This window comes from Betaproteobacteria bacterium, assembly GCA_016720855.1.
Lineage (GTDB): Bacteria > Pseudomonadota > Gammaproteobacteria > Burkholderiales > Usitatibacteraceae > FEB-7.
This window is the reverse complement of sequence record JADKJU010000001.1, coordinates 1064928-1091563: the sequence shown is the minus strand read 5'-3', so window position 1 is coordinate 1091563 and position 26636 is coordinate 1064928. Positions and strand designations below refer to the sequence as shown.

General features: G+C 59.3%; 19 protein-coding genes and 1 pseudogene. 8 read left to right on the top strand and 12 right to left on the bottom strand.

Going from position 1 to position 26636, the window contains the following annotated elements; all coding sequences use genetic code 11:
* Window positions 1-9: 9 nt before the first annotated feature.
* From asnB to wzy, 4 genes are all read right to left on the bottom strand, one after another.
* Complete coding sequence (gene asnB, locus IPP91_04870; protein ID MBL0141395.1) at window positions 10-1908, bottom strand: asparagine synthase (glutamine-hydrolyzing); 1899 nt, start codon at window positions 1906-1908, stop codon at window positions 10-12.
* A 12-nt stretch (window positions 1909-1920) separates the two neighbouring features.
* Complete coding sequence (locus IPP91_04865) at window positions 1921-2556, bottom strand: methyltransferase type 11 (protein MBL0141394.1); 636 nt, start codon at window positions 2554-2556, stop codon at window positions 1921-1923.
* 27 nt (window positions 2557-2583) lie between these two features.
* Window positions 2584-3639 carry a glycosyltransferase gene (locus IPP91_04860; GenBank protein ID MBL0141393.1) on the bottom strand — a complete coding sequence of 352 codons (1056 nt, stop codon included), beginning with the start codon at window positions 3637-3639 and terminating at the stop codon, window positions 2584-2586.
* A 64-nt stretch (window positions 3640-3703) separates the two neighbouring features.
* Window positions 3704-5044: an O-antigen polysaccharide polymerase Wzy gene (gene wzy / locus IPP91_04855; GenBank protein MBL0141392.1), complete on the bottom strand. Its 1341-nt coding sequence runs from the start codon at window positions 5042-5044 to the stop codon at window positions 3704-3706.
* Between the two features lie 85 nt (window positions 5045-5129).
* Between wzy and IPP91_04850 the strand changes: the two genes are divergently transcribed.
* Complete coding sequence (locus IPP91_04850; GenBank protein ID MBL0141391.1) at window positions 5130-6347, top strand: glycosyltransferase family 4 protein; 1218 nt, start codon at window positions 5130-5132, stop codon at window positions 6345-6347.
* On the opposite strand, the gene IPP91_04845 is transcribed toward IPP91_04850, so the two are convergent.
* Window positions 6328-8352, bottom strand: a complete 2025-nt coding sequence (locus IPP91_04845) for a hypothetical protein (protein MBL0141390.1) — start codon at window positions 8350-8352, stop codon at window positions 6328-6330. The genes IPP91_04850 and IPP91_04845 overlap by 20 nt on opposite strands.
* 317 nt (window positions 8353-8669) lie before the next feature.
* Between IPP91_04845 and IPP91_04840 the strand changes: the two are divergent.
* Together IPP91_04840 and IPP91_04835 are read left to right on the top strand one after the other, a co-directional pair.
* Window positions 8670-10113, top strand: a pseudogene (locus IPP91_04840) (IS21 family transposase).
* 77 nt (window positions 10114-10190) lie between these two features.
* Window positions 10191-11033: an ATP-binding protein gene (locus tag IPP91_04835; GenBank protein MBL0141389.1), complete on the top strand. Its 843-nt coding sequence runs from the start codon at window positions 10191-10193 to the stop codon at window positions 11031-11033.
* Here the strand turns inward: IPP91_04835 and IPP91_04830 are convergent.
* The 6 genes from IPP91_04830 to gmd all read right to left on the bottom strand — a co-directional run bounded on the left by IPP91_04830 (window position 11005) and on the right by gmd (window position 17154).
* A complete protein-coding gene (locus tag IPP91_04830; protein MBL0141388.1) occupies window positions 11005-11589 on the bottom strand; it encodes a class I SAM-dependent methyltransferase in 585 nt (194 codons plus the stop codon). The genes IPP91_04835 and IPP91_04830 overlap by 29 nt on opposite strands.
* A 136-nt stretch (window positions 11590-11725) precedes the next feature.
* The gene (locus tag IPP91_04825) at window positions 11726-12496 is read right to left on the bottom strand and encodes a glycosyltransferase (GenBank protein ID MBL0141387.1); all 771 of its coding nucleotides are present in this window, start codon (window positions 12494-12496) and stop codon (window positions 11726-11728) included.
* A 110-nt stretch (window positions 12497-12606) separates the two neighbouring features.
* Complete coding sequence (locus IPP91_04820) at window positions 12607-13917, bottom strand: oligosaccharide flippase family protein (GenBank protein ID MBL0141386.1); 1311 nt, start codon at window positions 13915-13917, stop codon at window positions 12607-12609.
* Between the two features lie 87 nt (window positions 13918-14004).
* The gene (locus tag IPP91_04815) at window positions 14005-15177 is read right to left on the bottom strand and encodes a DegT/DnrJ/EryC1/StrS family aminotransferase (protein MBL0141385.1); all 1173 of its coding nucleotides are present in this window, start codon (window positions 15175-15177) and stop codon (window positions 14005-14007) included.
* Window positions 15164-16090, bottom strand: coding sequence for an NAD-dependent epimerase/dehydratase family protein (locus IPP91_04810; protein MBL0141384.1), 927 nt, complete (start codon window positions 16088-16090; stop codon window positions 15164-15166). The genes IPP91_04815 and IPP91_04810 overlap by 14 nt, the downstream gene beginning before the upstream one ends.
* Entirely contained in the window at window positions 16087-17154 is a 1068-nt protein-coding gene (gmd, locus tag IPP91_04805; protein ID MBL0141383.1) for a GDP-mannose 4,6-dehydratase, read from the bottom strand. The genes IPP91_04810 and gmd overlap by 4 nt, the downstream gene beginning before the upstream one ends.
* 829 nt (window positions 17155-17983) lie before the next feature.
* Here gmd and IPP91_04800 point away from each other — a divergent pair.
* Window positions 17984-20110 carry a bi-domain-containing oxidoreductase gene (locus IPP91_04800; GenBank protein MBL0141382.1) on the top strand — a complete coding sequence of 709 codons (2127 nt, stop codon included), beginning with the start codon at window positions 17984-17986 and terminating at the stop codon, window positions 20108-20110.
* A 234-nt stretch (window positions 20111-20344) separates the two neighbouring features.
* Here IPP91_04800 and IPP91_04795 read toward each other — a convergent pair whose 3' ends face one another.
* Window positions 20345-21409, bottom strand: coding sequence for an ISL3 family transposase (locus tag IPP91_04795; GenBank protein MBL0141381.1), 1065 nt, complete (start codon window positions 21407-21409; stop codon window positions 20345-20347).
* A 201-nt stretch (window positions 21410-21610) separates the two neighbouring features.
* Here IPP91_04795 and IPP91_04790 point away from each other — a divergent pair, with 201 nt between their 5' ends.
* The 4 genes from IPP91_04790 to IPP91_04775 all read left to right on the top strand — a co-directional run bounded on the left by IPP91_04790 (window position 21611) and on the right by IPP91_04775 (window position 26499).
* Window positions 21611-23161 (top strand): alginate lyase family protein, encoded by a 1551-nt coding sequence (locus IPP91_04790; GenBank protein MBL0141380.1) that lies wholly within the window; start codon window positions 21611-21613, stop codon window positions 23159-23161.
* 13 nt (window positions 23162-23174) lie between these two features.
* Complete coding sequence (locus IPP91_04785) at window positions 23175-24404, top strand: glycosyltransferase family 4 protein (protein MBL0141379.1); 1230 nt, start codon at window positions 23175-23177, stop codon at window positions 24402-24404.
* A 355-nt stretch (window positions 24405-24759) separates the two neighbouring features.
* On the top strand, window positions 24760-25209 hold the full coding sequence (locus IPP91_04780) for a hypothetical protein (GenBank protein ID MBL0141378.1): 450 nt from the start codon (window positions 24760-24762) through the stop codon (window positions 25207-25209).
* Between the two features lie 60 nt (window positions 25210-25269).
* Entirely contained in the window at window positions 25270-26499 is a 1230-nt protein-coding gene (locus tag IPP91_04775; protein ID MBL0141377.1) for an outer membrane beta-barrel protein, read from the top strand.
* The last annotated feature ends 137 nt before the right edge of the window (window positions 26500-26636 follow it).

The following is a 26636-nucleotide window of genomic DNA, read 5'->3' as shown; positions in this document are numbered from 1 at the left end:
GGCTGCCGCCTACCGCGAGGGGGATGCCTGGTCGATGAACGATCGGCACCACAACTCAATGCAGAGCAGCGCGAACAAGGTGTACGAGCCGTGAACACTACTCGCTTGGGTGCCTTCTACGAGGGCGCAAACTGCGGCAGGATCGAAGAGCCCACGGCGACGAATTGCCTGCTCTGTGAGTACGTCCTGCAGGAGGGGTCTAAGGTCGTCGTTGAGCCAGCTATGCACCGGCGCACCGAATCCCGTCTTTGGCCTATAGATGATGTCCTTGGGTAGGTGATGCTCCATTGCCTTGCGCAGAATCCACTTTCCGATATGTCCCCGCTGTTTCATCTCCAAGGGCAGACTAGCGGCAAGACGAACGACTTCAAGATCGAGGAATGGCACCCGGATCTCAACTCCGTGGGCCATCCCCATCTTGTCGGTGTAGTTGAGATTGTGGTCAGTCAGAAAGAATCTCTGGTCAAGGGGCGGCAGGTCGTCCGGCAGTCCCGCGAGGGCTTCGGTCAGAGGATTGCGAAGGCGGAAGGCCCGGAAGGGCTGACGGAGGTCCGGGGCGAGAAGCGCTTCCGTACGCGTTGGGTTCATCCAGAAGAAGTAGCTGACGGTCCGCTGGAAATCGTCAAGGTGGGAATACTCGAGGCCGCGTCGCACGCGCCGAAGGCTTGGCGGCGCGGCCTCCGGTATGAGGCCCACCGACGCAGATAGCAATCGACGGATAGATTGCGGCAGCCACGCCCAGTACTTCTCGGCCTGCATGGCGGCGTGCCGCCGATAACCGGTGAATAGGTCGTCACCCCCCGTCCCGGAGAGGAGGACCTTGATGCCATGCTCCCGCGCCAGTTTTGAGATAAGCCCCACGTTGATCGCTGCCGGATCGGCCTGAGGCTCGTCGAGTTGTCGCACCATGCTCTCGACCGAGTAGGCGATTTCGGGCCCAACTTCAACTACGTGGAGGGGAACGCCTAGGTGCATGGCTGCTTTGCGGGCGTATGGCAGATCGTCGATGAATCCCTCATCCTCGAAACGGCGGTCGCGGAATCCGATCGAGAAGCACGGCATCGGTGCGGAACTGCGCTGTCGAGCAAAATGGACAATGGAGCTCGAATCGAGTCCGCCGGAGAGAAAGGCGCCAACCGGTACGTCTGAAATCATCTGCCGCTCGACCGCTCGTTCCAAGGTCTCGGAGACGCGCTCTGCGGCTTCCCCAGCTGAAATAGCGGCGTGTCCTGACGACAAAGGAAGCTCGTAGTAGCGCCAATGGCGAATGATCTTTCCGGAGCGCACGGCCATGGCGTGGCCTGCCTCGAGCTTCCTTACCGACTTCAACATAGTGAGCGATCCGGGCGCCCAAAGGAACATCAGGTGGGCAAAGATCGCTTCGGGATCAATGCTCCTATCGACTCTCCCTGCGCCTACAAGTGCCTTGATCTCGCTCGCGAAGAGCAGGCCCTCAGGCGATTCGGAGTAATAGAGAGGTTTCACTCCCAGAGGATCTCGGACTACGAAAAGTTGCTTTTCCCGCCCGTCCCAGATTGCGAACGCGAAAATCCCGTTCAGACGCCGGACGAAGTCCTCGCCTTCTGAAAGGTATCCGGCCAGGATTACTTCTGTGTCGGACTTGCTCCGGAACGGGTAGCCGGCCGACGCGAGCTCAGCGCGAAGCTCACGGAAGTTGTAGATCTCGCCATTGAAGACAATCCCGACCTTTCCGGAATCGTCCCACATCGGCTGATGACCCGCGGGCGACAGGTCGATGATCGAAAGGCGCGTGTGCGAGAGCCCGACCCTCTCACGATCGTCGAACCATGTTCCATGGTCGTCCGGCCCTCGGTGGGAAAGCAATTCAACGAACCGATCGGTTAGAGCCTGAGTTCCCGATCCAGCAAATCCTGCTATTCCGCACATGGGCGTCTCGTCCTACTCCTTGCGGCACTGAACGGCCACGGCAGCCTCGAAGCGCTCGGAATGCTCCACGTCGGCAAAGCGAGGCTCCTCAGAGTCTCCAAATTGCGCGCGCCGTATATCGACGAATCCGTGATGTCGTAATTGCGCGGCCAGAGCCTTGTAGTCCCACATCCAAAGATGCTCTCTGGCGCCAAGCCAGGTCTTGAGGAAGCCAATCAGGCCTTGTGGCCGGTCGACCAAGCCAAGGCCAGACTCACGCATGAAGGCTTCAGCAGCCCCATCCGCAGAATCAGAAGCGTAGCGCATCGCCAATGTCTCGAGATCCGGAACGACCAAGCGAAATGGCTTTCCCTTGCGCAAGTAGGACCGCGAGCGATCGAGCGCGATATCGAAGTCGGTGAACGAAAGGTGTTCGAGAACGTGAGAGCAATAGATCGCGTCACACGAATCGGCCGCCAATGGAAGCCCCTTAACGATGTCACCATACTCAACATTAGCGGGAAACCTCTGACGATTCTTAGTGTAGAGATGGCCTATTAATGCGATGCGCTCGAAACGCAATGTGGGGCTGGAGTCAAAGTTTCTCCAGGATGCGGAAGATGAGAAGCCGCATCCGTACTGAACATAGAGACCGTCGTTCGTCGCCATATACCTTTCGAGAGTCGCGCGTTGTCGTCAGAACTTGCGCGCAATGCGCTGCAGGGTGGCAATGATTCGCGAGTATCTTTCGGGCGCAGTGACAAAGTGGGCAGACAGTCTATGTCTCCCGCGCGCTACTAGCTCCTTGGCCCCGGCGGAATCATGAAACGTAGCTGCAATATGCTTCGCACAATCCGCGGGGTCAAGCGGATCGCAATACACAGCGGCGCCACCACAAAGGTCCTCGGCGAAGTCTCGCTTCGAGGTAATCAGTGGACGGCCCGCGTGAAACGATTCGGGGTAGACCGCGGTGAAACACTCCATGAGAGTCGGAAGAAAAACGCAGCTGGCCTCGCCATAAAGAGCTGGCATATCCGAATACGAAACCGCTCCCGCGGTCCTTATGTGAGCCGAAACGCCCAGTGAGTCAGCCGACGCCTTGATATGATTCCAGCCAGCAGTGCACTCGGGGATCGTCAGCGTAAAAACAAAATCGCGCAGCCCGTGGACATCTACGAGAAGCTTTGCAATGAATGGCACGATTTCGAGATTCTTGTGTTCGTAGTATGGCGCGGGCACAAGAATGCTACGGTTTGAGCTATGAGCTTCTGGAAAAGAATACCCTTCGAAGGCACGGCCGATCGTATTGCCAACAACTGTGATTCGGTCAAGCGATACGCCGAGATACCGCGCGAGCCTCCGGCGCACCTCGTCGGATTCGACAAGATAGGCATCGGCACGTTGCAGAAACCAGCGCCGCGCCACGTCTTTCCACGACGAATAGTCAACGAAGCCATCGGACCCGAGATTGTAGTCTGGCTTCGATACTCGCCCGAAGAGAAGCGAGCCATACGCAAAACCCGTAGCCTGTGGCGCTCTTGGCACCCAGTAAGATGGGCCGAAGATTGTGTACACGACATCGGGACGAAAGTTGGCCTCCATCCGATAGGCACTCAGCCGTGCCTTTGCGAAGCTGAGTGGCGTGTCGGCCGACGTTTCGATGAATCCGGCGAAGCGCTCCCGTAGATCCTTAGGAAGTTGTCGCGCAATCTCTTCGGAGCAGATGACCGCCGCATGAAAATGCGTGTCCATGGCGACGCGACCCAAGACGTCCAACGCGACCTGGACGCCACCGCCTGTCCTGACGGACATGCATTCAATGAGTACGCGCATTAGGCGAGAGTAGGGTGATCTCGGTGTGCCGTCCCGTCTTGGTTCGCACGATACTGGCTGCTCGAGCAAGCATTGCTGGAAGTAGGGTAAAACAGAAATCCTGGAATTCCTGCGCGAGATACCCCCGCGAAAGTACGTAGTAGGTAAATGGGAAGAACAAGCAGTAGATCGTCATCAGCGTCGGGTCTCTCGGAAACTTGCAGTACCAAAGCCAGACTGTCCGGCACGCGATGCCTAGCAAGATGCACATGATCACCATGCCGGACCACCCGAACGCGACATAGTGCTCGCCCATGTATGGCCACGCCGAGCCTGCAGAAATTGCAGCACTTGTTCCAATCGCCTCCGTGATCAAGTTGAGATATTCGGGGAAGGGCTTGGCGGCCCACATGAACCGTGGAATTGGCAGGATGAGCGCATAGTAAAACGGCTGCAGACCGACGAAATCGTAATCGGTCGGAACGACATCCATAACGGCACCGAGTACGTAGAAAGTATTGGTTTCGCCAAGCGTTCCCAAGTAAAGGTCGCTCCACGATCGGCCATAGAGATTCGCGAAATCCAGGCCGCCATAGTAGCTTCTGGCCATGCCTACAATTCCAAACATGACCAACAGACTTGTCGCAACGATTGCGAGGATCCAAAGACGCGGCGATTTGCCGCTTCGCAGATGGAGGATGAGGGTGAGTCCTCCAAGGACAAACAGTAGGCGATATCGGAAGCCAATTGATACAAACATCAGGGAAATGGGAATGAGAGTTACGGCGGCAAGAAGCAGCGACATGCGCTTGACGGACAGTTGAATAAAGACGCCCACGAATACAAGGCTCATGCCGTGATAGAAGTAACTCACGCGCGTGACTTCCTCGAACTCCGTCCCCGGTGTCGAGCCGAGCTCGGCCCCAAATATGTCGAGTACCCTTCCCGAAAACAGCACCCAGATGAGGACACAGACATAACCGAGGGAAGTGATGAGAACGCCGCTCTTGTAATAGCGATCCGCATTGATGTCTCGCTTCTTCGCTTTGCCCACGATCATTTTTCCGGCTGGACTGAAATAGCCCGCCCAAATTGCCATGAGCCCGACTACCCCCGCTAGCCACGCATTCGCGAATAGCGGTCGCATATCCCTCGCAAGAAAAAAAGTGTCGTCGAATGCAATTGCCGAAAGCGGACCAACCAGGAAATAGACAAGGAAAAACAGTGAAATCATGGATGCTGGAGAGAAGACCCAGTAGATACTCTGTGCCCTGCGCGACCTAAGGAATGGGAGTACAACCAGGGCCGAGAGAATGAAGACCAGAAAAGTTTCAAACAGGCTCATGGCTGTCGCTACTTGTCCGTGGGACCGAAGTGCGGGCTATTATTGCGTAGGTCATTGGCAATGTTTGCGATCTGGGAAGCCCCTGATGGTTCAGAATGGAATGGCGGAAGACAGTTCGGCGCTCATAATCCACAACGTGCTATGGAGCCATTATAAGGCGACCGTATTTCGGGAACTATCGACACTTGCTGCGGATAGGGGGATCCGGCTCTGGATTGCCCACATTTCAGAAACTGAAGGCAAACGCGGCGCAATAGATGATCGGACCAGGGCCCTGCACGATTATCCCCACGAAGTGCTGCTCCCCGGGTCCCGCGAAAGTCATGGTGTCCTGAAGATATTGGTCAGGACGGTAGCCTTGATTTGGCGAATGAGGCCCATGATCATTGTAGTGCCCGGCTATGCCGACCCGGCGTCTTGGGTAGCGCTCGTCGCGGGGAAGCTGTGTGGGGCGCGGATCATCGTCGCCGTAGACTCTACGCGCGAGGACAAGAAGCGATTTGTCCTTTGGGAATTCGTCAAGAAAGTGTTTGTTTCATCGTGCGACATGGCTTTCGTCTACGGTTCGCGCGCGGGCGACTACTGTGCAACGCTGGGCATGCCTCGGGATCGCATCATCGTTCGGTGCCAGGCCACCGACAACTCGTTTGTGGCCGAAGAGGTCTCACGCTATCGAAGCGCGGGGGAGGGGGCACGTGTCAAGGCGGGCATACCTTGGAAGCGCACGGTCCTGCTTCTGGGGAGAATTGCCGCGGAGAAGAACTTTGCGGTCGTCATTCGAGCGTTTCAAAGGGTCATGCAGAAGGATCCCGTGTTGGCGGAAGAATGGGGCGTCTTGGTGGTTGGGCATGGGCCGCAGAGAGAGGCGCTGTCCACATATGCGCGGGACTCAGGCGTTCCGCTGTTCTTCGCGGGCGGAGTACCCTGGTGGGACGTACCGCGGCTCCTTGCCCTGGCGGAGATCATGGTGCTGCCGAGCCTTTCCGAACCTTGGGGACTTGTGGTCAATGAGGCAATGGCGGGGGGGGTGGTCGCCGTAGTGTCGGAGCGATGTGGTTGCGCGCCCGATCTAATCGTCGATGGTAAGACGGGTTTCGTGTTCGAGCCATCCGACGACGAACGCCTTGCAAGTATCCTCGAGCTACTTATGCGAGAGCCCGAATTGCGCGAAAGAGTGAAAGGTGCCGCTCACACCGTTATTGGGAACTATTCGCCACGAGCCGCTGCGGAACAGATGGCAAGTGGATTCCAGCGAGTCCTTGAGCTTGAAAGCGGCAGTCCGTCTACAAATACTCGACGATAAAATAGTCACCATCCTGCCTATCGATCCTTTCCTGCCCGGCACGACCCGGTGCGCAGCGAAGTCGCAAGATACGTTCATTCATGGCTTGACCGACGCTGCGGAGGAGACTCGGGATGTTTATGTTGTGCATTGCCGATTGTTCTGCGGGTTGACTTTCGCCGTAAACGAATGAGCCGTCGTCATTAGTGACCTGAAGCTGGTATGGACCCTTCCCGCGTCCCGGCAACTTCTTCACGAACACGTTCCTCACGAGCGCATTCGGGGGGAGTACGACCCGACAAAGCCATCCGTCGCTGGAGGGTAAGTCCGGTCCCGGCCATGAAAGATGAATGTTCACGGACTTTGTGCTCATACCCTTGGCATTCAACACTCCAATCGATCCCGCCTGATTACAGTCGAGGGCCCAGTTCATCCAGTCGGAGCCAGACGAATCGCGAGCTTCATTAATCCAGCATCGCTCGACGAGAAATTTGCTGTGGCCGCTACCTGCGGAAAAGCGGTCCACGATCCGCTTGTCGATTTGGCAATGTTCGAGGGTGATGTTCCCGTATGAGGAAAACGTAGACCCTGCGCGCCCAGGGCGCGGGGCACCGACGCGGAATGCTGCGTTCGCAGGCACGAGGCACCCTTCGAACAGAATGTCCTGGTTTCCCGGCTCATCGATTTCCACAATAGTGTCGGTTCCGGCCATCGCGACAAAGCGCCAGTCTCCGATGCCACCATCGCCGAGCACCCCCGAAGCGTGTTGGGGACGGAATGTTCCCGACCTGCCCCCACGGGCGGTCGCGTATACACAAGCCCCGGCCTTTACGAGCGCCCCTTCGGCGTAAACCGAATTTGGCTCCCACCTCGTGATGTGATCCAGCGATGTCCGCGGAGCCATCGTCGTAAGGTCACAGTCACGGAACACTGCCTGAACGGCATTTCCATCATGGTCGACCTTAAGCAGTTTGGCCCGGCTATCGTAGAACTCGAACTTCAAGTTAGATGCCGAGAAAAGCGGTCGCGAAATGGGAGAGGTGCCCGCGAATCTGACAAAGTAGAACCTATCGTCCTTCATCACGGACCAAGGAATGCCGCCGTCTGAGTAGGTCCCAACTCGGTGAGTCGGGGGCAAAGTCCCTGTGACACCTGTACCGGTTGCTCGATATACGAATCCGTCCCATAGCGAAAGGTCGTCACTCGATACGCTTCGGCCTGGAGCCCACTCCGATGGCCTCGCGCTCGGGGCTTCCACGTCCGGCGAAGCAAGGATCACGCTTCCGCCGATGATTGTAATTGCGCTTGGCATGCCGCCGCTCGGACCGAGCACGAATGCGTCTCCGGAAATGTTCTCGAAGTCGCACGCCAAGAACACCTGGTTTACCGCTTGGGTTTGATCGACGCGCAGCACTGTCTTGAGGCCGGAGAATCGGCAATTGAGCCACTTATTCTCCGAGCCATTGACGGTGCCACGGATGTCGAACCACGTGTCAAGCCCGTCCGCGCTGCAGTTCAGAAACGTGAATCCCTGCGAGGGGAAGTGGTTGGGTGTCGGATGCAATCGGAATCCGCTTACCGATCCCGCGGTCCGACGGCCGCCATAGAATCGCAGATTCTCAAACTGCGGAAACAGCAGGCCTCGCCCGCTTGGGGAGACCGCGCCGTCGTCGTAGAACCAGATGTCCAAATTGCTGCGATTGTTCAGTTGCAATATCGATTGCCTCAGGCCGTCGCCGACAACACGCAATCCAAGGACTCCCTGCCCAGAAGGCAAGTTCCAGTGACCAAAAAGGTTTGATTCCGTGATGAGGTACCGGCCGCGCGGGACGTAGATCACGCTGGCGTCCTCGGTTCCTTTGACGGCTGCTGCAACCGCGGCCTGCAATCCAGCTGTGTCGTCGTGAGTACCATCGCCGACCGCGCCAAAGTCCTTGACGTTGAGCCAACCGTACCGGGAGACTTCGCTGGGGATAGCCGACGAACTAGTCCCAGCTAGAAGGGTGCCACCCGTGACGGCCGCCAAGCCTGTCAATGCGGAGCGTCGCGTGAACCTAGCCATGTCAGAACGCAATTCAGGTTATTGGGGACTTCTTCCGGCAAATTAGCGCGTAATTTCCTAGCCAGAGCCTCTTCCATGCGGGCTCGAAGAGCCGTGGGCCCCAGTTTGCGGATTCCGGTCCATGCCGGGCCAGCGTTCCGGAGCATGCCGGGCCACCATTCCGGAGCATGCCGGCCAGCGTTCCGGTCCATGCCGGCCGGGGTGATGCGGGTAACCAGGGGCTACCGTGGGCTCCTTTCCCATCTGGAAGGAGTCCGGCGGTGGCGCAACCGAGGTTACCCATGCGGAAGATCCGAGAGGTTCTGCGTCTCAAGTTTGAAGTCCGTCTGAGCGACCGCGAGATTGCCGCGGCCGTCGGGAGCGCCCGTTCGACGGTGCAGGAGTGCCTGCGCCGCGCGCACGCGGCGGGCGTGGGCTGGCCGCTGCCGGCCGGGCTTGACGAGGCGGGCCTTCAGGCGCGGCTCTACCAGCGCGAGGTGCCGCTGTCTCGCACCCCGCAGCCGGACTTCGCGTTTCTGCATGCCGAGCTCCGATGGCTGGCAGTACAGCGTCTTCTGCGACCAGTACCGGCGCTGGCTCGCCAACCAGGATCTGGTCCTGCGCCAGAACCACGTTCCCGGCGACAAGCTCTTCCTCGATTACGCCGGGCAGACGATGCCGGTCGTGGATCGCACGAGCGGGGAGCTGCGCGCGGCCCAGATCTTCGTGGCCGTCCTGGGCGCGAGCAGCTACACCTATGCGGAAGCGACCTGGACGCAGGCGTTGCCCGATTGGCTGGGCTCCCAGGTGCGCACTCTGGAATTCCTCGGCGGCGTTCCTCGTGCCCTCGTGCCCGACAACCTGAAGAGCGCCGTCCACAAGGCGCACCGCTACGAGCCGGACTTGAATCCCGCCTACCAGGACTTCGCCGAGCACTACGCGGTGGCGATTCTGCCGGCGCGGGTGCGAAAGCCCCGCGACAAGGCCAAGGTCGAGGCGGGCGTGCTGGTGGTCGAGCGCTGGATCCTTGCCCGTCTTCGTAACCGGACGTTCTTCTCGCTTGGCGAACTCAATGCCGCGATCGCGCTCCTCGTGGCCGATCTCAACGCTCGCCCCTTCAAGAAGCGCGAAGGGTGCCGCGCGAGCCTGTTTGCCGACATCGAGCGTGCGGCGCTGCGCCCGCTTCCGCACAGGCCTTACGAATTCGCCACCTGGAAGAAGGCCAAGGTGCACCTGGACTATCACGTCGAGGTCGAGCGCGCCTACTACTCCGTGCCTTACAAGCTGGTCGGACGCACGGTCGAGGTACGCCTGAGCGCGCGTGTGATTGAGATCTTCCATCGCCAGCACCTGGTCGCCACGCACCTGCGTGCGCCCTCGCGCGGGCAGTTCGTGACCCTCGCCGATCATCGTCCCGAGCGGCACAGCGCCGTCATCGACCCACCCACGAGCGCTTGATGCAGCGCGCCTTGGCCATCGGACCGGCCACCGCCGAGGTGCTCACCGAGCAACTGCACCGCAGGCGCCATCCCGAGGAGTGCCTGCGCTCGAGCCTGGGGATCCTTCGCCTTGCGCGCGACTTCAGCCCCGAGGCGCTCGAGGGGGCCGCCACGCGGGCGGTTGCGATCCGCAGCTTCAGCTACCGCTCGCTTCGAACGCTCATCAACACGCCCGCGCCCGCCCCGCCCGCCCAGGCCGCGCTCCCTGGAGCACGACAACGTGCGCGGCGAGAAGTACTTCCAGTAGGCCCGTCACCCACCCCAGAGGACATCGATGCTGACCCAACCGCTCGTCGAGCAACCCAGCAACTGCGCCTGCGCGGCATGGCCGCCGCCCTTGAGCAGCAACTGTGCACCCCGGATCGTTCGCAACTTACCTTCGAGGAGCGCCTCGGGCCCATGATCCAGCACGAGATCACCGAGCGCGGTTCGGCTCGCCTGGCACAGCGCCTGCGCTGGGCTCGCTTGCCGCAGGGCGCCGTCATCGAGGACATGGACACGAGCGCCCTTCGCGGCCTCGACCCCGGCGCCATGGTCCGGGTGCGCGACCTGGCCTGGATCGCCGAACACTTGAACGTGCTCATCACCGGGCCCACCGGCGTCGGAAAGAGCTTCCTGGGCTGCGCGCTCGCCCACTCGGCCTGCCGTGCGGACTTCTCGGTGCGCTTCTTCCGCCTGCCGCGGCTCGTCGATGAACTCGCCCGCTATCACGCGCTGCAAAACCGCTCCGCCTTCCTCAAGCTCCTGGCCAAGGTCGACCTCCTGGTCCTCGACGACTTCGGCCTCACCCCGCTCGCCGAGCAGACCAAGCGCGACCTCCTGGAAATCTTCGACGACCGCTATGACCGCCGCTCCACCATCGTCACCAGCCAACTGCCCGTCGAACAGTGGCACACGCACCTGGCCGACCCCACCCTTGCCGACGCAATCCTCGACCGGCCCGTTCACAACAGCTATCGCCTCGCCCTCAAGGGCGACTCGATGCGAAAGCGAAGACCACCAACCCGAAACCACCAACACGCACCAAGGCACATTGACGTCTCCCATCAACTCAGCGACAGTGCGCTACCCGCATCACGCCACGGCCCGGCATCGACCGGAACGATGGCCCGGCTTCCGCCGGAACGCCGGCCCGACTTCACCGGAATCCGCACCAGTTCATCGTGAACGACGAGACAGCGCGTCGAAAGGCCGAATAGCGATTTCTCTCTGAGATGAAATCGACAACCTCTCCCGGCGCCCAAGGTGCGTAGTAGCGATCGCCCTCGATCTCAAAATACCTGCCGACCAAGGCCCTTAGCGATCGGGGTGTGAAGAACTGCACGTGTCCCGCGAGATTGTCGAGGCGGTCGCGAAACAGATTCTTCAGCCGAGAGGCTGGGAGGTCTTCCATTGGGCACTCAACGACGAACCAGTCGAAATCAACGTTTCTTGCGATGGCTTCCAGAAGTCGCTCCGGCTGCTCAAGGTGTTCCAATACGTGGCTCAAGACCACCACCTCGGCCCGTTCGGGAATCCTGTCTCTGACGATATCGATCCTGTGAACCTCAATTCCATCCAGTTGCGAGCTCATAAAGGAGCAGGCATCCTTCGAGTAGTCAGCCGCAATATATCTCCGAGCGAATCCGCGGCGCTTCAGTTCGCCGATTACGGCGCCCGTTCCGGCGCCGAGTTCCATAACGGACCCCGGTTGCGGGAGCCGCTCATTTACCAGGATTTCCACGCTGTTTGCTTTCTCGGCAGCGCCATATGCCAGCCATTTCGCTTGGGAGGCAAGTTCAGTCGCGTAAATCGCAGCGTAGTGATCCCTTCCGGACGTATTGTGCAATTGTCAATTTCTCCCCGAACCGTTGGACCCGCTATAGGGATTGCCTAAGGGAACGTCCCAATCGCGCTCGCAACTTTGCCGGAAGATTTCCATCAATCGTCCAGTGAACGGCGCGTTTCAGCGCCCAACCGAGCCGCAATATGCGGGAAGGAGCAATGGTTCCGACGCGCTCAATTCGTTCGCTTCGTGTCACGTCCATTAGCACCTGTGACTTCTGTGCAGGATACTTTCGGAATGCTGCAAGCACTTGGTTGATGAAGACGCCCTCGAAATTCTCGAATAAGTGAGCGAAGAGCGCGTACTCCATAGCCATGCTGAGCGAAGAGTCGATGCCTCCTGCGCTGTCATGGGCGTCTCGCGTCCAATACACTGCGCCCGCGAACAAGTTCTCTGCGAATCGATGCTTCTCGTGAAAGCAGTTCCGGTGGGTGAACGTAATATCGGTAACGTTGGCTCCCGGGTCGATCATAAGTGAGTGCCCAAAGCAGAATCGGGCGCCAGGATTCGATTCCAAGGCGTCATTCACGATTCTGAGGGTGCCTGGCAGGAAGAGGTCGTCGGTGTTTAGCCAACAGATGACTTCGCCAGTTGAGCGATCGCAGCCCTTCTTTAGAGCATCGGAAAGCCCGCCATCCGTTTCGGAGTTCCAGTACGAAATCTCGGCGGCATACTTCCTGATAATCTCGAGGGAACCGTCAGTCGACCCGCCATCGATGATAAGCAGCTCGAGGGCTGGGTAGTTCTGGTTTAGGACACTCAGGATGGACTGTTCGATGAACGCAGCCTGGTTGAATGACGGCATGACGACGGAGATGGTCCGGAGTCGTTTACCTGCGAATGATTCCGGAAGAGCAGGATGCCGGCGCTCCGATACGAAGGACTTCAAAGTGCGAGTGAGGTTTGGACGAAATATCATGATTTATTGGCGCTTGAGTGGCTCGTGACGGCTTCCTGCCCGGGCTTGAGATGGGGAAGCACGCGCACTTGGACATACGCGAGGAACCAGGAGACATTCAGGGCCATGGCCAAGGCGATGGCAATTGAACTAGCGTGAACGGTGCCCCAATATTGCGCCGCAATCGCAACGAACGCTGTGGTACAGGCTCCGATCGCAAGAAATGACGCCGTCGCAGCCCAATGATGGCCCGTTCCATTGCAGAGGTGGTGTGCCACCGGCGAGAGGCACACGAAGAAGTACCCTATGGCCAATGGTCGGAATAATGCCGCCGATTGGCTGCCCAGCGCACCGCCGATCCACCATTCGAAAAGTATGTCCGAAAAAGTACCCAGTACCACAAACACCAAAGCAGATCCCAAGGCGCAGTAGATTAGCGTAGTGACATACGTGGATCGGAGCAAGCTCGCGGAACGCGCCGAAGTCGCAAATGGAAACAATGCTTCAGTCGCCGCGTTCACTGTACCTTGGACCTTTGACGCCAGTGCGATCGCAATTTGAAACGCTACGACCGATTCCACCCCGATGATCGCGGCGATAAGGTAGCGGTGCAATTGAGAGGTAAGTACGCTCGCTACGGCGTTAAGCGCAAGTGCAGCGCTGAAGCCCAGGATGCGACGGAAAGCGCGAAGGCGGGGCACAAAGCGGCGGATCTGAAGTCGCGCAAGGGAGATTTGGTGGCTCAGCGCCAGCGCTACAACTAGCAGGACGGCAGCCTGTGAAGCCACAGCCAGCCGCGCCACATCGTTCGCAGTCGCGTGTGCAAGCGCAAGGAGCATGCCGCCGAGTCCGTAGACTAGCAGTGCGTTCACCGTATTCGCCAACGCGCCGTATTCGAATCGCTGGAATCCCTTGAGTGTGGCATTCAATGGGACGCAGAGCCACGAAAAGAAGAGTTGAATAGAACCCAGGCGAAAGAGTTCGATCGCAGCCGTGCGTCCGGCATCGGATACTCGGACCAATTCCGCAATCCAAGGCGACGCGAACCAGCCGGCGGCCGCGAACAGCGCACCGGTTGGGAGGAAGAAAGTAATTGATGCGACGATCGTTTCGGCGGCCATTCTCGGGCGCCCGTGGGCTATGTCCGCCGCCACGAATTTGGTCGTGCTGCCCGAAATTCCGAAATCAGCCCATCCCACGATCGAGGTGAGGGAGATCGCCAAGATGAAGACGCCAAACGTCTCCCGGTCAATGTATCGGACAAACACTGGGTAAGACAGGAGTAGCACGATGGCAGGCAATACCAATGCCACTACTCCCCAGCTCATGTTCTTAAGTAGCCGCCCCGTGGTCATTGCGTTGCAATGATTATCTGGAAGTGATGCGGGAGTTTGGAAAGCGTGCTGTGCGCCTGATCACCCATTTAGCACTTTATGAAGTAGATCGAGCGAGGAGCGGATGTCGTAGTGATGGTTTCCAACGAAAAAGCCGTGTTCGTCAAGGAATTCGGCATTTCTTAATGGACCCGAAGTTGTGGAATTGAATAGTTTCACCACTTCGTTCTTGGCAAAATTACCCGCGACGATCGGTCTGCATTCGACTCCAGCGCGCTGTAGCAAGCGGATCAGCGCGGCTCGAGAGTTGCGAGCAGGATCGCGGATTATCATCGAGAATCCAAACCAGCTAGATTCTCCGGTTTCCATCTGGATCCGGAGGTGAGGGTCGCCGTCAAAGAGTTGCTTGAAATGCAGTGCGTTACGCCGGCGAGTGGCAATAAAATCGGGAAGCTTCTTCAGCTGGCAAAGGCCGATAGCGGCATTGATTTCCATCGGGCGGAGGTTGTAGCCAGGAATGACGAAGCGGAAGGACTCTGCGAATGCATCAGCGGATTTTCTTCCGCAGACGAGGTTGTTGTCGGGCAGATCTCGCGTCCATCCGTGAGCGCGGATGGACAACATGAAGTGATACAGTTCCTCATCATCCGTAACGACCATTCCACCTTCCATGGTCGACATGTGGTGGCTGAAGAAGAAGCTGAAGGTGCCAGCGGTGCCGAATGTCCCGGTCTGCTTCCCGTCGTACTTGGCCCCGAGGGATTCGCAGTTGTCCTCGAGCAGGTAGATGTCACTTCCCTTCAAGGCATCCAACAGCGGACGAAAGTCCAGCGGATTTCCCAGAAGATTCACCCCGAAAACCGCGCGCGTTCGCGGCGTGATCGCATTTCGGACTCCGGTGGTATCGAGATTGAGTGTGTCGAGGTTGATGTCAACGAAGACGAGTCGGAGCCCGTATTGATGAAGCGGGTAATAGGTCGTTGGCCAAGACACCGCAGGTACGATCACCTCGTCTCCGGGGCGCAGCGGGCGGGTTCGTCGATGGGAGAGTGCTGCGATCATCAGGAGATTCGCCGACGAACCGGAATTGACCATCACGGCGTATCTGCTTCCCACGAAATTTGCGAACTGCTCTTCGAAGGCCCGGACGCGGGTGCTCATGGTTGTCCGGCCGGATTTCAGGACCTCAATTGCCGCCTCAATCTCTTCGTGTCCCCACGTTGTGGTGGAGAGGGGGTATCTAGATGTCGTCATGAGTTTGCAGAAAGTACTCATATGTCTTGCGCAGTCCATCCTCGATCGTTGTCGCAGGCTTCCAACCCCAATTGTTCAACAGTGTGGTGTCTAGGACGCGCCGAAGCATTCCACTTGGACGGGATTCATCGTGCACGAGGCTCGCGTCCCATCCCACCACTCGCAAAGCAATCCGGTAGTAATCGTCAACGCTGAAGTCCTCTGGGACCGCGACATTCATTGTGTCTGGTAGCACTTTGAACCGCGGAATCGCGGCGAGAACGAAATCGGCGAAATCGCCAGCGAACATGAACTGACGGCGAGCCCTTCCATCCCCCCAGACCTCGATCGCCTGACTTCGGGATACCTTTGCGTAGTGTGCTTTGCGCAGTGCAGCAGCGACGAGGTGGGAACGCGTCGACTCGAAGTGATCGAATGGACCAAAAAGATTGCACGGGATCACCGTTTTGCAGCAGAAAGTCGGGGTTTCGGCGTGCAGATAGACGCCAAGCTTCATCACCGAGATCTTGGCAATGGCATAGGCTTCATCGGACGGATCGGGGGCACCCGTCAAGACCGACTCTTCGCCGATTGGATTGTCTCGGCCCCCGGGATAGACGCAGGCCGAAGCGACATTCAGCACGCGAGTTACTCCAGAATTGCGAGCTGCCACCAGAACATTTTTTCCGATATCCCAGTTCTCCGCCAAGTACGCCGCGGGATTGGCGAGCTTTGAGGCGATCGACCCTACCTTTCCGGCGCAGTGAATGACGATGTCAGGTCGTGTCGATTCGAGGTAGCTGGCCACGGCGCTGAAATGTCCGAGATCGAGGTCGGAATGCGAAGGGCAAAGAAATTCATGACACGCCGTGGCGGCACGGGCGAGAATACTGCGACCAACCAAGCCGGACGCGCCGGTCAGCAGAACTCTCACTGACTCCGTCGCCCCGCCTGGGCTAATTCTGATTCGGCCAGATCAAGGTCGTGTTCGCACATTTCCTTCACGAGTTGGTCGAAAGTACGTTTGGGCGTCCATCCCAGGTCTCGCTTCGCTTTCGAGGCGTCACCGAGCAAAGTAGTGACCTCGGTGGGTCTAAGCAGGCGAGGGTCGATTCGCACGATGACGCGCCCACGGGGGTCCACACCGATCTCGTCTTGGCCGTGTCCGCGCCATTCGACCGCCATTCCCAAGAGTTTGCACGCGGCCTCGAGAAAGTCTCGAACGCTCCGCTGCTCGCCTGTTGCGATCACATAGTCGTCCGGGCGTGATTGCTGAAGCATCAGCCATTGCGCTTCGACGAAGTCCTTGGCATGGCCCCAGTCTCGCCGAGCGTCAAGATTGCCAAGGTAAAGGCAGTCCTGGGTTCCCAGCTTGATCCGCGCGAGTCCCCGAGTGATCTTGCGGGTCACAAAAGTTTCGCCGCGGATGGGCGACTCGTGATTGAACAGGATTCCGTTGCAGGCGAATAGCCCGTATGCCTCGCGATAGTTCACGGTAATCCAGTACGCATATACCTTCGCGGCCCCGTATGGCGAGCGCGGGTAGAACGGCGTGGTCTCGCGCTGGGGCGTCTCCATCACTTGGCCGAACATCTCGGAGCTGGAAGCTTGGTAATAGCGGCTCTTGTTGTGAAGCCCGAGAATTCGAATTGCCTCAAGCATGCGCAGAGCGCCCATGGCATCGGAATTTGCCGTGTACTCAGGCTGCTCGAAGCTCACCGCAACGTGGCTCTGCGCGCCAAGATTGTAGATCTCGTCCGGCTGAGTTTGCTCGATCACGCGGATGAGGCTGCTGGAATCCGTGAGATCTCCATGGTGGAGAAAGAAGCGCACGCCCTCCTCATGAGGATCGCGAAACAGGTGGTCAACTCTCGCGGTATTGAAAAGAGACGTACGCCGCTTTATGCCGTGAACGATATAGCCCTTGTCCAGTAGAAACTCCGCCAAGTAAGCGCCGTCTTGGCCAGTAATGCCGGTGATGAGTGCGATCTTTTGGATCATATGATTTTAGTCATCCACGATTTTGATGTGGAATTGAGGAGATAATTGTACAAGGTCGATGGCCTGTCTGCCTCAGTTGGTGCGGGCGGTTTGCATGCAAGTCCTCAGACCGTTCCCAACGGCAGTCATACGTCCGTCGGGGCAACAACAACTCGTAGGGGCGCATTTAGTACCCAAGGATCAGAATGGAAACGGTAAAGTTATCGCTGTAATCACTACTGTCCGGTTAAAAACCGAGAAGAGCCGTGAGGGCGGTCGCGCCGCGCAGGGCGGCGGGCATCCCCCCCCCCCCCCCCCCCCCCCCCCCCCCCCCCCCCCCCCCCCCCCCCCCCCCCCCCCCCCCCCCCCCCCCCCCCCCCCCCCCCCCCCCCCCCCCCCCCCCCCCCCCCCCCCCCCCCCCGCCCCCCCCCCCCCCCCCCCCCCCCCCCCCCCCGCCCCCCCCCCCCCCGCCCGCCCCCCCCCCGCCCCCCCCCCCCCCCCGCCCTCCGCCGCGGCCGCCCGAGAGGCGCCCCGGCCCGCCCTGCCCCCCCCCCCGCCGCGAATGATTGTTGACACCACTGTCATTGGGTGCGTCTTTACCCCCAGTCTCGAGAAATCGGCGGCAGGTGCCAATATGAGCGCATCGACCAAGCGATTGTTTTCCTGTCTTCAGCGAGGTGCGGAATCGAATCTTTGGCAACCGTAGGGCCTGCCGGTTGGCGGTTATGGTCGAGATCGGGAAGGACGGACGCCTGTGGCGGCGGAGATAGAATTGCACATGCGAGTGTTTCGGCGATATCTCGTGCCTGTATTGACGCTTATGTTTAGCGAAGCGAGGAAATAGTCCTTGAAGCAAATTCTTCAGAGCATCAAGACCGGGCGGACTGAGGTTACGGACGTTCCTCGGCCCACTGTAAGTGTGGGGCAACTGTTGATGCGGACTCGCGCCACTATGGTGTCAGCTGGCACGGAGCGAATGCTCGTGGAGTTTGGTCGTGCAGGCTGGCTTGAGAAGGCCCGCCAACAACCCGACAAGGTGGACATGACACTCAATAAAGTGAGGGTTGACGGGCTTTTGCCGACGATAGATGCCGTGATGAGGAAGCTCGATCAGCCATTGCCAATGGGCTACTGCAACGTAGGTGAGGTGGTAGATATCGGTCGCGGCGTTAGCGGGTTCTCACGTGGCGACCGCGTCGCTTCCAATGGGAAGCACGCGGAGTTTGTTGCTGTCTCCGTAAACCTTTGTGCGCGCGTACCAGATGCTGTCGACGACGAGTCGGCTTCTTTTACGGTTGTCGGAGCGATCGCATTGCAGGGAATCCGACTTGCGCAGCCCACGCTCGGCGAATGCGTGGTGGTAACAGGTCTTGGACTGATCGGGCTAATCGCTGTCCAACTCCTCAAGTCTCAAGGGTGTCGGGTATTGGGCCTCGACTTCGATCCAACCAGGCTCGAACTTGCGCGGCGCTTCGGCGCGGAGACAGTCAATCTTTCGGCGGGAGAGGATCCCATTGCCGCCGCGAGCCGATGTTCTCGCGGACGAGGAGTGGACGCGGTGCTTATCGCCGCCTCCACTCGCAGCAATGAACCATTGCATCAGGCCGCACAGATGTGCCGCAAGCGAGGGCGCATCGTGCTGGTCGGTGTTGCAGGGCTGGAGCTCTCCCGGGCTGATTTCTTCGAGAAGGAATTGTCATTCCAGGTCTCGTGCTCCTACGGGCCGGGGCGCTACGACCCGGAGTATGAGGAAAAGGGTCACGACTATCCCGTCGGCTTCGTGCGCTGGACGGAGCAGCGAAACTTTGAGGCGGTGCTGGACATGATGTCCGATGGCCGTCTCGATGTGGCGCCCCTGGTATCGCACCGCTTCGTGATTGAGAGGGCCGCGAGCGCCTACGATCTGATCTCGTCTGACGCGCCTTCGCTGGGTGTGTTGCTGGAGTATCCGCAGACGAAGCTCGTTGGCGCGGCGAACGATACCACCACTTTACGGATTTCGTCGTCTGCGGAACCGGCGGCGGTTACGCTGGGATTTGTAGGGGCCGGCACCTATGCCAACAGCGTCTTGATCCCAGCGTTTCGGGATACGGCGGCCCGCCTAAAAGCGGTGTCATCGGCCACTGGCGTGTCGGGTACTTACGCCGCTCGGAAGAATGGCATCGAGTTTAGCTCCACGGATAGTGATGCTCTGCTGGCAGACGCAGATATCAATGCACTGGTGGTGTCCACCCGTCATGCGTCGCACGCGACTTGGGTCTGCAAGGCACTCGCGGCCGGCAAGCACGTGTTCGTGGAAAAGCCGCTTGCGATGACACATGGGGAACTCTCGGTCATAGAGAACACATATCGGAACGTGATACAGAGCGGACGCGCGCCGATTCTCATGGTGGGATTCAACCGCCGTTTTGCACCGCAGATCATGCGGCTTCGCGAGATTCTGGGCGCTGCCACGGGACCGAAGTGCTTCGTGATGACGGTTAATGCTGGGGCCATTCCCGATTCGCACTGGACACAGGATCCGGACGTCGGTGGGGGACGCATCTTGGGCGAGGCATGCCATTTCATCGATCTTTTGCGTTTTCTTGCCGGGAGCGCGATCTCAGGTCACGGGGTGTCCGTCATGCGCTCAAATGCCCGGGTTCCTGATACGGCGAGCATTTCGCTTTCGTTTGCGGACGGTTCCATCGGCACGGTCCACTACTTCTCCAACGGCCACAAGGCGTTTCCCAAGGAGCGTCTCGAAGTATTCGCCCAAGGTCGAATTCTTCAGCTCGATAACTTCCGCAAGCTTACTGGCCACGGCTGGCCAGGTCTTCGCAGGATGAATCTTTGGCGACAAGACAAAGGGCAAAAGGCATGCGCAGCTTCGTTCGTGCACGCCATCGAGGCCGGTGGCGGTTCGCCCATCGGCTTTGAAGAATTGCTCGAGGTGAGCCGAGTGACGATCGAGGTCAACGAGGCGCTTCACTGAAAGTGCTTCAGCGCGCCCTTCTGTACTGGCACACGATTCGTTATCTGCGCCCGGTCCAGATTAGCGGGCGAATATGGGCGGTGTTCCATCGACCGGCGCCTCAACTGCGCCCCGCACCCCCCATTCGGAAGGCCAGTGAAAGGTGGGTAGCTCCCGCCAGGCGCAGACCGTCCATGACAGCGCCTATGAGTTTCTTGGATCTTCACGGAAACGTGTGGGTGATTTTGATGCCTTTTAGAGCGGTGGAAGCATGCAGGTGAGAACTTTCAGCCGCAGATATTCCTCGTCGCGCAGGCCGTACGCGCGGCGCTGGATGACGCGGATTTTGTTGTTGAGCCCCTCGACGAAGCCGAGCGAGACCTTGTTCTCCGGGTTGCAATAAGCCGCGATGCCATCCCAATGACGCTCGATCATCTCGGCAAACTTCTCGTAGGGCTCGAGCCGCTGCCACTTCAGGCCCGCGCGCCAGTTGTCGAAGAAGCGGCGCGCCCAGCCCTCGCTTTCGTAGTCCCAGAGCTGACCGAAGGATTCCTTCAGCAGGTAAGCCCTGTTGAGCCGGTTGTTGGCAGCGAGGAGCTTCTTGAGCGCCTTCCTGCCGTCCAGAGTCAGATTCTCCCGGCGCGACAGCAGCGTGTACTTCTGACCCTTGATGTAGCTTCGATCCCGGCCGCTCAGTCGCCGGTACTCCGCCTTGCGCACCTCGTCGAGCGCTTTGCCCAGGTGTCGCATGATGTGAAACTTGTCGAAGAGAATCGCCGCCTGCGGGGCGCGCTCGTTGGTCACGTTGCGAAACGGCTTCCACATGTCCATCACCGCCAGGCGAATGCCCTTCGCCTTCCTCGCGCCCAACCAGTCGTAGAACATCGCCATGCTCCTCTCGGAGCGGTCCTCGCCGCCGAACCAGATCGGGCGAGCGCGATTCAGATCGCTCACCACGATGCGGTAGGTGTGCCCCTTGCGAATGGAGATCTCGTCGATGCCGATCGCCTTCGGCCCGGGTGTGCCCGCCTTGGCAAGCTGCGCCCGCATGTACTGCATCTCCAACGTCTTGATCGTCTCCCAGTGAAGCCTGAACTCCCCGGCAACGTCCTTGATGGTGGCCTGACGACAGCGTCGCCTCACGTAGTAGGCAAAGCGCTTGGTATAGAAGGGATTGTCGGCCAGGAAGTCGAGCCGCTCGCTCTTCACGTGCCTGCAACCCTTGCACAGCACCCGACGCACCTCGACCTCCAAGACGATGCGTGCGCTCCCGCAAGGCAGATCGCGAACGATGCGCCTGCGTCTGTCGTACCAGCCCATGTGCGCTCGACCGCAGCATCCGCAGATCGTTTTTTTGAGCGCCGCTTGAGGGTGATGACACGCGCTTTCGGATCACCGAAGACGCCGCGCACCGTGGGGAGCGGACGAAACCCCGGGAACGAGTACTCGTCCCAAAGTCGCCGCAATCGCTTCGCTGAATTTGCCATCCAAACATGATGCCGCTTCCGAGACCCTACCGAAATGCCTGAAAGCCAATATCCATGCCGCTTCCAGCCATGTCTATCCCCTCAATTTACCCGCTCGATTCCGAGAAGACCCGGTTTCTTATTCCTCAGCGAGACTCGACGTGTCTTCGACGGGCAGCCGGTGGTTGATGCTTCCCGATTGTGGCGTTACAACCTGCATTATTGCGACGACCTCAATGCTTTCGAGGCGGAATCCCGCCGCGCGTGGCATGAGGAAGCGATCACGAAATGGATTCAGAACTATCCACCAGGGAGCAGTGATGGATGGGATCCATATCCAACTTCACTTCGGATTGTGAATTGGATCAAGTCGGCGCTGTCTGGCGCGTCGCTTGGGCAACGCGCTGTCGATAGTCTCTCAGTCCAGGCTCGGTTTCTGGAGCAGCGTCTCGAATACCATCTGCTCGGGAACCACCTGTTCGCCAACGCAAAGGCGCTCGTGTTCGCTGGGTTGTTCTTCGAGGGCGAAGAGGCGGAGAAATGGCTGGAGAAGGGGGTTGGAATACTTTCGCGGGAGGTGCCCGAGCAGATACTTGCCGATGGCGGACAGTTCGAACGCAGTCCGATGTACCACTCTATCGCGCTTGAGGACGTGCTGGATCTCATAAACGTCTTTACGGCATATCCCAGTGGAATTCCTGCCAAGTGGCAACCCTTTTCGGCGGCGTGTCCCGGTCTTGCGCAGCATATGCACAATTGGCTGCAATCAATGTGTCACCCGGATGGCGAAATCGCCTTCTTCAACGATGCTGCCATCGGTATCGCACCTTCGCCAGAAGAACTCGAGCGGTACGCGACAGCACTCCTTGGTGCGCTGACAGCGACAGAGGGCATGTCCGGGAATGCGCTGCGTGTGTCTCATCTGGGAACGAGCGGATATGTGCGAAGTGAATCACGGAACGCAGTGATGCTCATGGACGTTGCGCCCATCGGCCCCGATTACTTGCCGGGGCACGCGCACGCAGACACGCTTTCGTTCGAGCTATCCATCTTTGGGCAGCGGGTCATCGTCAATGGCGGTACTTCGCGTTACGGCCTTGGACCGGAGCGCGATGCAGAGCGCGGCACGCCGACGCACAGCACTGTGACCATTGATGGCGAGAATTCGTCAGAGGTGTGGGCTGGTTTCCGGGTGGCAAGAAGGGCAAGGCCGTTCGGCCTAAAGGTGCGGAGTGATGATGAGCGGCTTGAAGTCTCGTGTGCCCACGATGGATATTGCAGGCTGAGAGGGCGGCCAGTTCACTGGCGCACATGGGACATGATGGCGCGGAATCTACGGATTGAGGATCGGGTGGAGGGGCAATTCAGCACCGCTGAAGCGCGTTTTCACCTGCATCCCGCCGTGAATATTGATGTTGACGCATCAGGTGGTGCAGGGGAATTGCGGCTCGCCGGGGGCCAGGTAGTGCGGTGGCACGCAATTCGTGGGAATGCGCGCATTGAAGAAAGTGCCTACGCCCCGGAGTTCGGTCGACGGGAGACAACGCGATGTCTTGCATTGGACCTCGCAGGAGGCTCGGGCTCATGTCTTGAGCTGGACTGGTAGGTACCATCTGCCCATGCACATTTTGTTTCTCACGGACAATTTCCCGCCGGAAACGAATGCCCCTGCGTCGCGCACGCATGAACATGCGAAGCGCTGGGTGGCGGATGGGCACCGCGTAACGGTGGTGACCGGAGTTCCAAATTTTCCGAGCGGTACGGTACATCCGGGTTATCGCAATGCAATATGGCAACGGGAGACTATTGACGGCATTGAAGTGGTTCGCGTCTGGACTTACATCACTGCAAATCAAGGGTTTCTGAGGCGGACGCTGGATTATTTGAGCTTCATGGTGTCCGCGATTCTCGCAAGCCCGTTCCTTCCTAGACCGGACGTAATCGTCGCGACCTCGCCCCAATTCTTTACGCCGTGTGCTGCCTTGGTGGTTTCGGTGCTGCGCAGGCGACCATTCGTATTCGAACTGCGTGACCTTTGGCCGGATTCCATCGTGGCTGTTGGGGCAATGCGCGAGACCATGGCCATTCAGGGGCTGCGCAGGCTCGAATACTTCCTGTATCGCCGCGCTGGACGGATCGTGAGTGTCACCCATTCTTTCAAGAAGATACTTGTTGGCAACGGGATCAACCCTGACAAGATTGCGGTAGTGCCGAACGGCTTGGATCTTGATTCGTACCATCCTGGCGAAAAGTCTTCGGCGTTGGTCACGCGACTAGGGGTGAAGGGCAAGTTCGTAGCCGCCTATGTAGGCACCCTTGGCATGGCCCACGGGTTGGGCGCAGTGCTAGAGGCAGCAGCTTTACTGAGATCGAGATCGAATATCGTATTCGTGCTTGTGGGTACCGGCGCGGAACAAGCCGCGCTGGTTCAGCGTTGCAAAGACGAGCACCTCGGCAACGTGATATTTGTAGGTGCCGTCAGCAAGGCGGAAGTCAGGGAATACTGGAAGCTCTGCGATGTAGCCCTCGTCCTTCTGAGGGACTCTCCGCTGTTTGAGCACGTCGTCCCCTCAAAAATGTTCGAGGCTATGGGAATGAAACGGCCGATCATTCTGGGTGTGCGAGGCGAAAGCCGAGAAATATTGGAAGCGGCTCAGGCGGGGATACCTATCACCCCCGAGTCCAGCGGAGAATTGGCGGAGACGATTGTCATGTTGGCCGGGGATACTGCGCTTCGGGAAGAGCTGGGAAAGTCAGGCAGGGAATTTGTTGCGCGCGAATTCAGTCGCGATCACCTTGCAGACCAAATGTTGTCAGTACTCGTGGCTGCCGCAGAGGGGGGGCGATGATCGATCTAGAATCAAATCGGATGCAATCAGCCGCTGGGCGACAAACCCCACCATCTCGGGCAGCAAATCGGGGTTGGCCCTTTACTCAAGAGCGCGCGCCAGTGCCATCCTCTTGTCATCGGTGTCCTCTCCGTTGTTGGTCAAGGTCTCGCAACCGCAACCGTGAATACAACCGAAAATGCCTATTAATTGGTGGTCGTGAACTATCGTGGAGGACGTCAGGATCGTTGACGCGACTTGACGGACGTTAGCTCTCCCCGTAAGCTGCCATAGGCCGTATTCGTAGAAAATATTGATTTGTCAGTGACTTAGGGGTTATAGTTCAACCAGATTCCGCTGCTCCAAGAGGTCAGCCGTGAAAAGATTCGGCGCCATCGCACTGTTCTCCGCTGCCCTGATTTCCTCGGCCGCGCTTGCCCAATTCTCCAGCGGCATGTCCGCGAGCCAATTGCAGCAGGAAGTCAAGGCGCAGGTTGCGCAGGGCAAGAGTGGGGCGGACATCGCCAAGGCAGGGCTCGCGGCAGGCGTCGAGGCGGGCAACCTCACGACCGCGATGCTGCTGGCCGGCATGAATCCCAATGTAGCGCTGACGGCGCTTCTTGCGGCGGGGGCGAATCCCGGTGCGGTTCAGTCCGCCGCGCTCAACGCGGGCGTCACGCAGGGCGTGATCAACACCGCAGCCAACGGTGCGGGTGTCACGCTCCCGCCGTCCGGCCCCATTGGTTCGGGCTCGGGTAGTGGCCCGACGGGCGCTCCCGGTGGCCCCAGCAGTTCCGGCGGCGGTGGCACGGCAAGCGCGCGTTAGAGGATTTAGAATTGAACCCCGGTGTTTGCCGGGGCTGGACTTTAAGGGAGACATAACTCCATGATGAACAATAGATCGATCGCACTCGCCGTTGTCCTCGTGGCTGTGGGCACCGTCGCCATGGCGCAGACAGGCCCGGTGCGCCCGGCCTACCAATTCCCCAGCACGGAACGATCGACTTCTGGCCCGGCTGCCGTGCAGCTCGGTGACTCGCCGGTCTATGCCGCGCCGTTTGCTTCCGTGTCCTACGGCAATGACTCGAACGTGACGACGGCGAGCAGGAACGAGATCAGCTCCCCCTACCTGATTGCCGGTGGCGGGGTGAACCTCAACGCGCGCGACGAGAGGTCGGTGTTCAACATGAGCCTGCTGGCGTATTACGGGCGATATAGCGACAGCACGGCGGACAACTATGCCGACGGGGCCTCGCGCATGTCCTACGACTATGCCTTCACGCAGCGTGACTTTGCGCGCGTGTACTGGGACTACGTACGCGGGCACGATCCGCGCGGCTCGACGGACCGCACCATTCTTCTTCAGGGCGACCCGGACAAGTACTACACGAACACCCCGGGCATCATGTACGCGCACGGGGCGCCGGGGGCAGAGGGCCGCTTCGAGGTGTTCGGCAACAAGACCTACAAGCGCTACCTGAACAACAAGGAGACTACCGCCGCCAGCGACAAGGATGTCACGGACTACGGCGGCGCCTTCTACTGGCGCGTGATGCCCAAGACGTACCTGCTGGCCGAGGCCCGCGGCTCGAGCATCAACTACCTCGATTCGACTTCCACCTACAGCGGCAACGAATCCCGCTACTACCTGGGCGCCACGTGGGAGGCCACGGCGGCCACCAGCGGCACGCTCAAGGTTGGCCAATTGAAGAAGGACTTCGATTCGACTAACCCGGGCTGGTCGGGCACGGGCTGGGAAGGGATGATCACGTGGATGCCGCGAACCTACTCCAAGGTCGATCTCTACAGCGCGCGCACACCGGTCGATTCCACCGGGCAAGGCACTTTCATTCTCTCGGATGCCACGGGCATCAATTGGAACCATGACTGGAGCTCCGTGCTGACGACAGGGGTGAATGCGCGCTGGCAGAAGGACGCCTACCAGGGCTTCCCGCGCACCGACGACATCGAGGTGTACGGGGCCAGGATCGACTACAAGTTCCGCCGTTGGGTAACCTTCGGGGCCGAGTACACCTATACCAAGCGCGATTCCAACATCGCCTTCTACGACTACGACAAGAACCTCTGGCTGTTCTCTGCCGCGTTCTCGATGTAACGCGGACGGTGGCAGGGCGCCCGGTGGGGTTGCCCTGCGGCAATCGGGCTTCGGTGGCGGTAAAATGCCCCGGAGCCCGAGTTTTTGCTGAAGCCCCGGTTTTTTGCCGAAGGCCCCCTGCAGAGGGGCCCATTCCC

Coding starts and splice junctions, on each gene's coding strand:
- asnB (MBL0141395.1), bottom strand. CDS start 1,908: ATGTGCGGAATAGCAGGATTTGCTGGATCGGGAACTCAGGCTCTAACC.
- IPP91_04865 (MBL0141394.1), bottom strand. CDS start 2,556: ATGGCGACGAACGACGGTCTCTATGTTCAGTACGGATGCGGCTTCTCA.
- IPP91_04860 (MBL0141393.1), bottom strand. CDS start 3,639: ATGGACACGCATTTTCATGCGGCGGTCATCTGCTCCGAAGAGATTGCG.
- wzy (MBL0141392.1), bottom strand. CDS start 5,044: ATGAGCCTGTTTGAAACTTTTCTGGTCTTCATTCTCTCGGCCCTGGTT.
- IPP91_04850 (MBL0141391.1), top strand. CDS start 5,130: ATGGTTCAGAATGGAATGGCGGAAGACAGTTCGGCGCTCATAATCCAC.
- IPP91_04835 (MBL0141389.1), top strand. CDS start 10,191: ATGGCCGCCGCCCTTGAGCAGCAACTGTGCACCCCGGATCGTTCGCAA.
- IPP91_04825 (MBL0141387.1), bottom strand. CDS start 12,496: ATGCCGTCATTCAACCAGGCTGCGTTCATCGAACAGTCCATCCTGAGT.
- IPP91_04820 (MBL0141386.1), bottom strand. CDS start 13,917: ATGAGCTGGGGAGTAGTGGCATTGGTATTGCCTGCCATCGTGCTACTC.
- IPP91_04815 (MBL0141385.1), bottom strand. CDS start 15,177: ATGACGACATCTAGATACCCCCTCTCCACCACAACGTGGGGACACGAA.
- IPP91_04795 (MBL0141381.1), bottom strand. CDS start 21,409: ATGGGCTGGTACGACAGACGCAGGCGCATCGTTCGCGATCTGCCTTGC.
- IPP91_04790 (MBL0141380.1), top strand. CDS start 21,611: ATGCCTGAAAGCCAATATCCATGCCGCTTCCAGCCATGTCTATCCCCT.
- IPP91_04785 (MBL0141379.1), top strand. CDS start 23,175: ATGCACATTTTGTTTCTCACGGACAATTTCCCGCCGGAAACGAATGCC.
- IPP91_04775 (MBL0141377.1), top strand. CDS start 25,270: ATGATGAACAATAGATCGATCGCACTCGCCGTTGTCCTCGTGGCTGTG.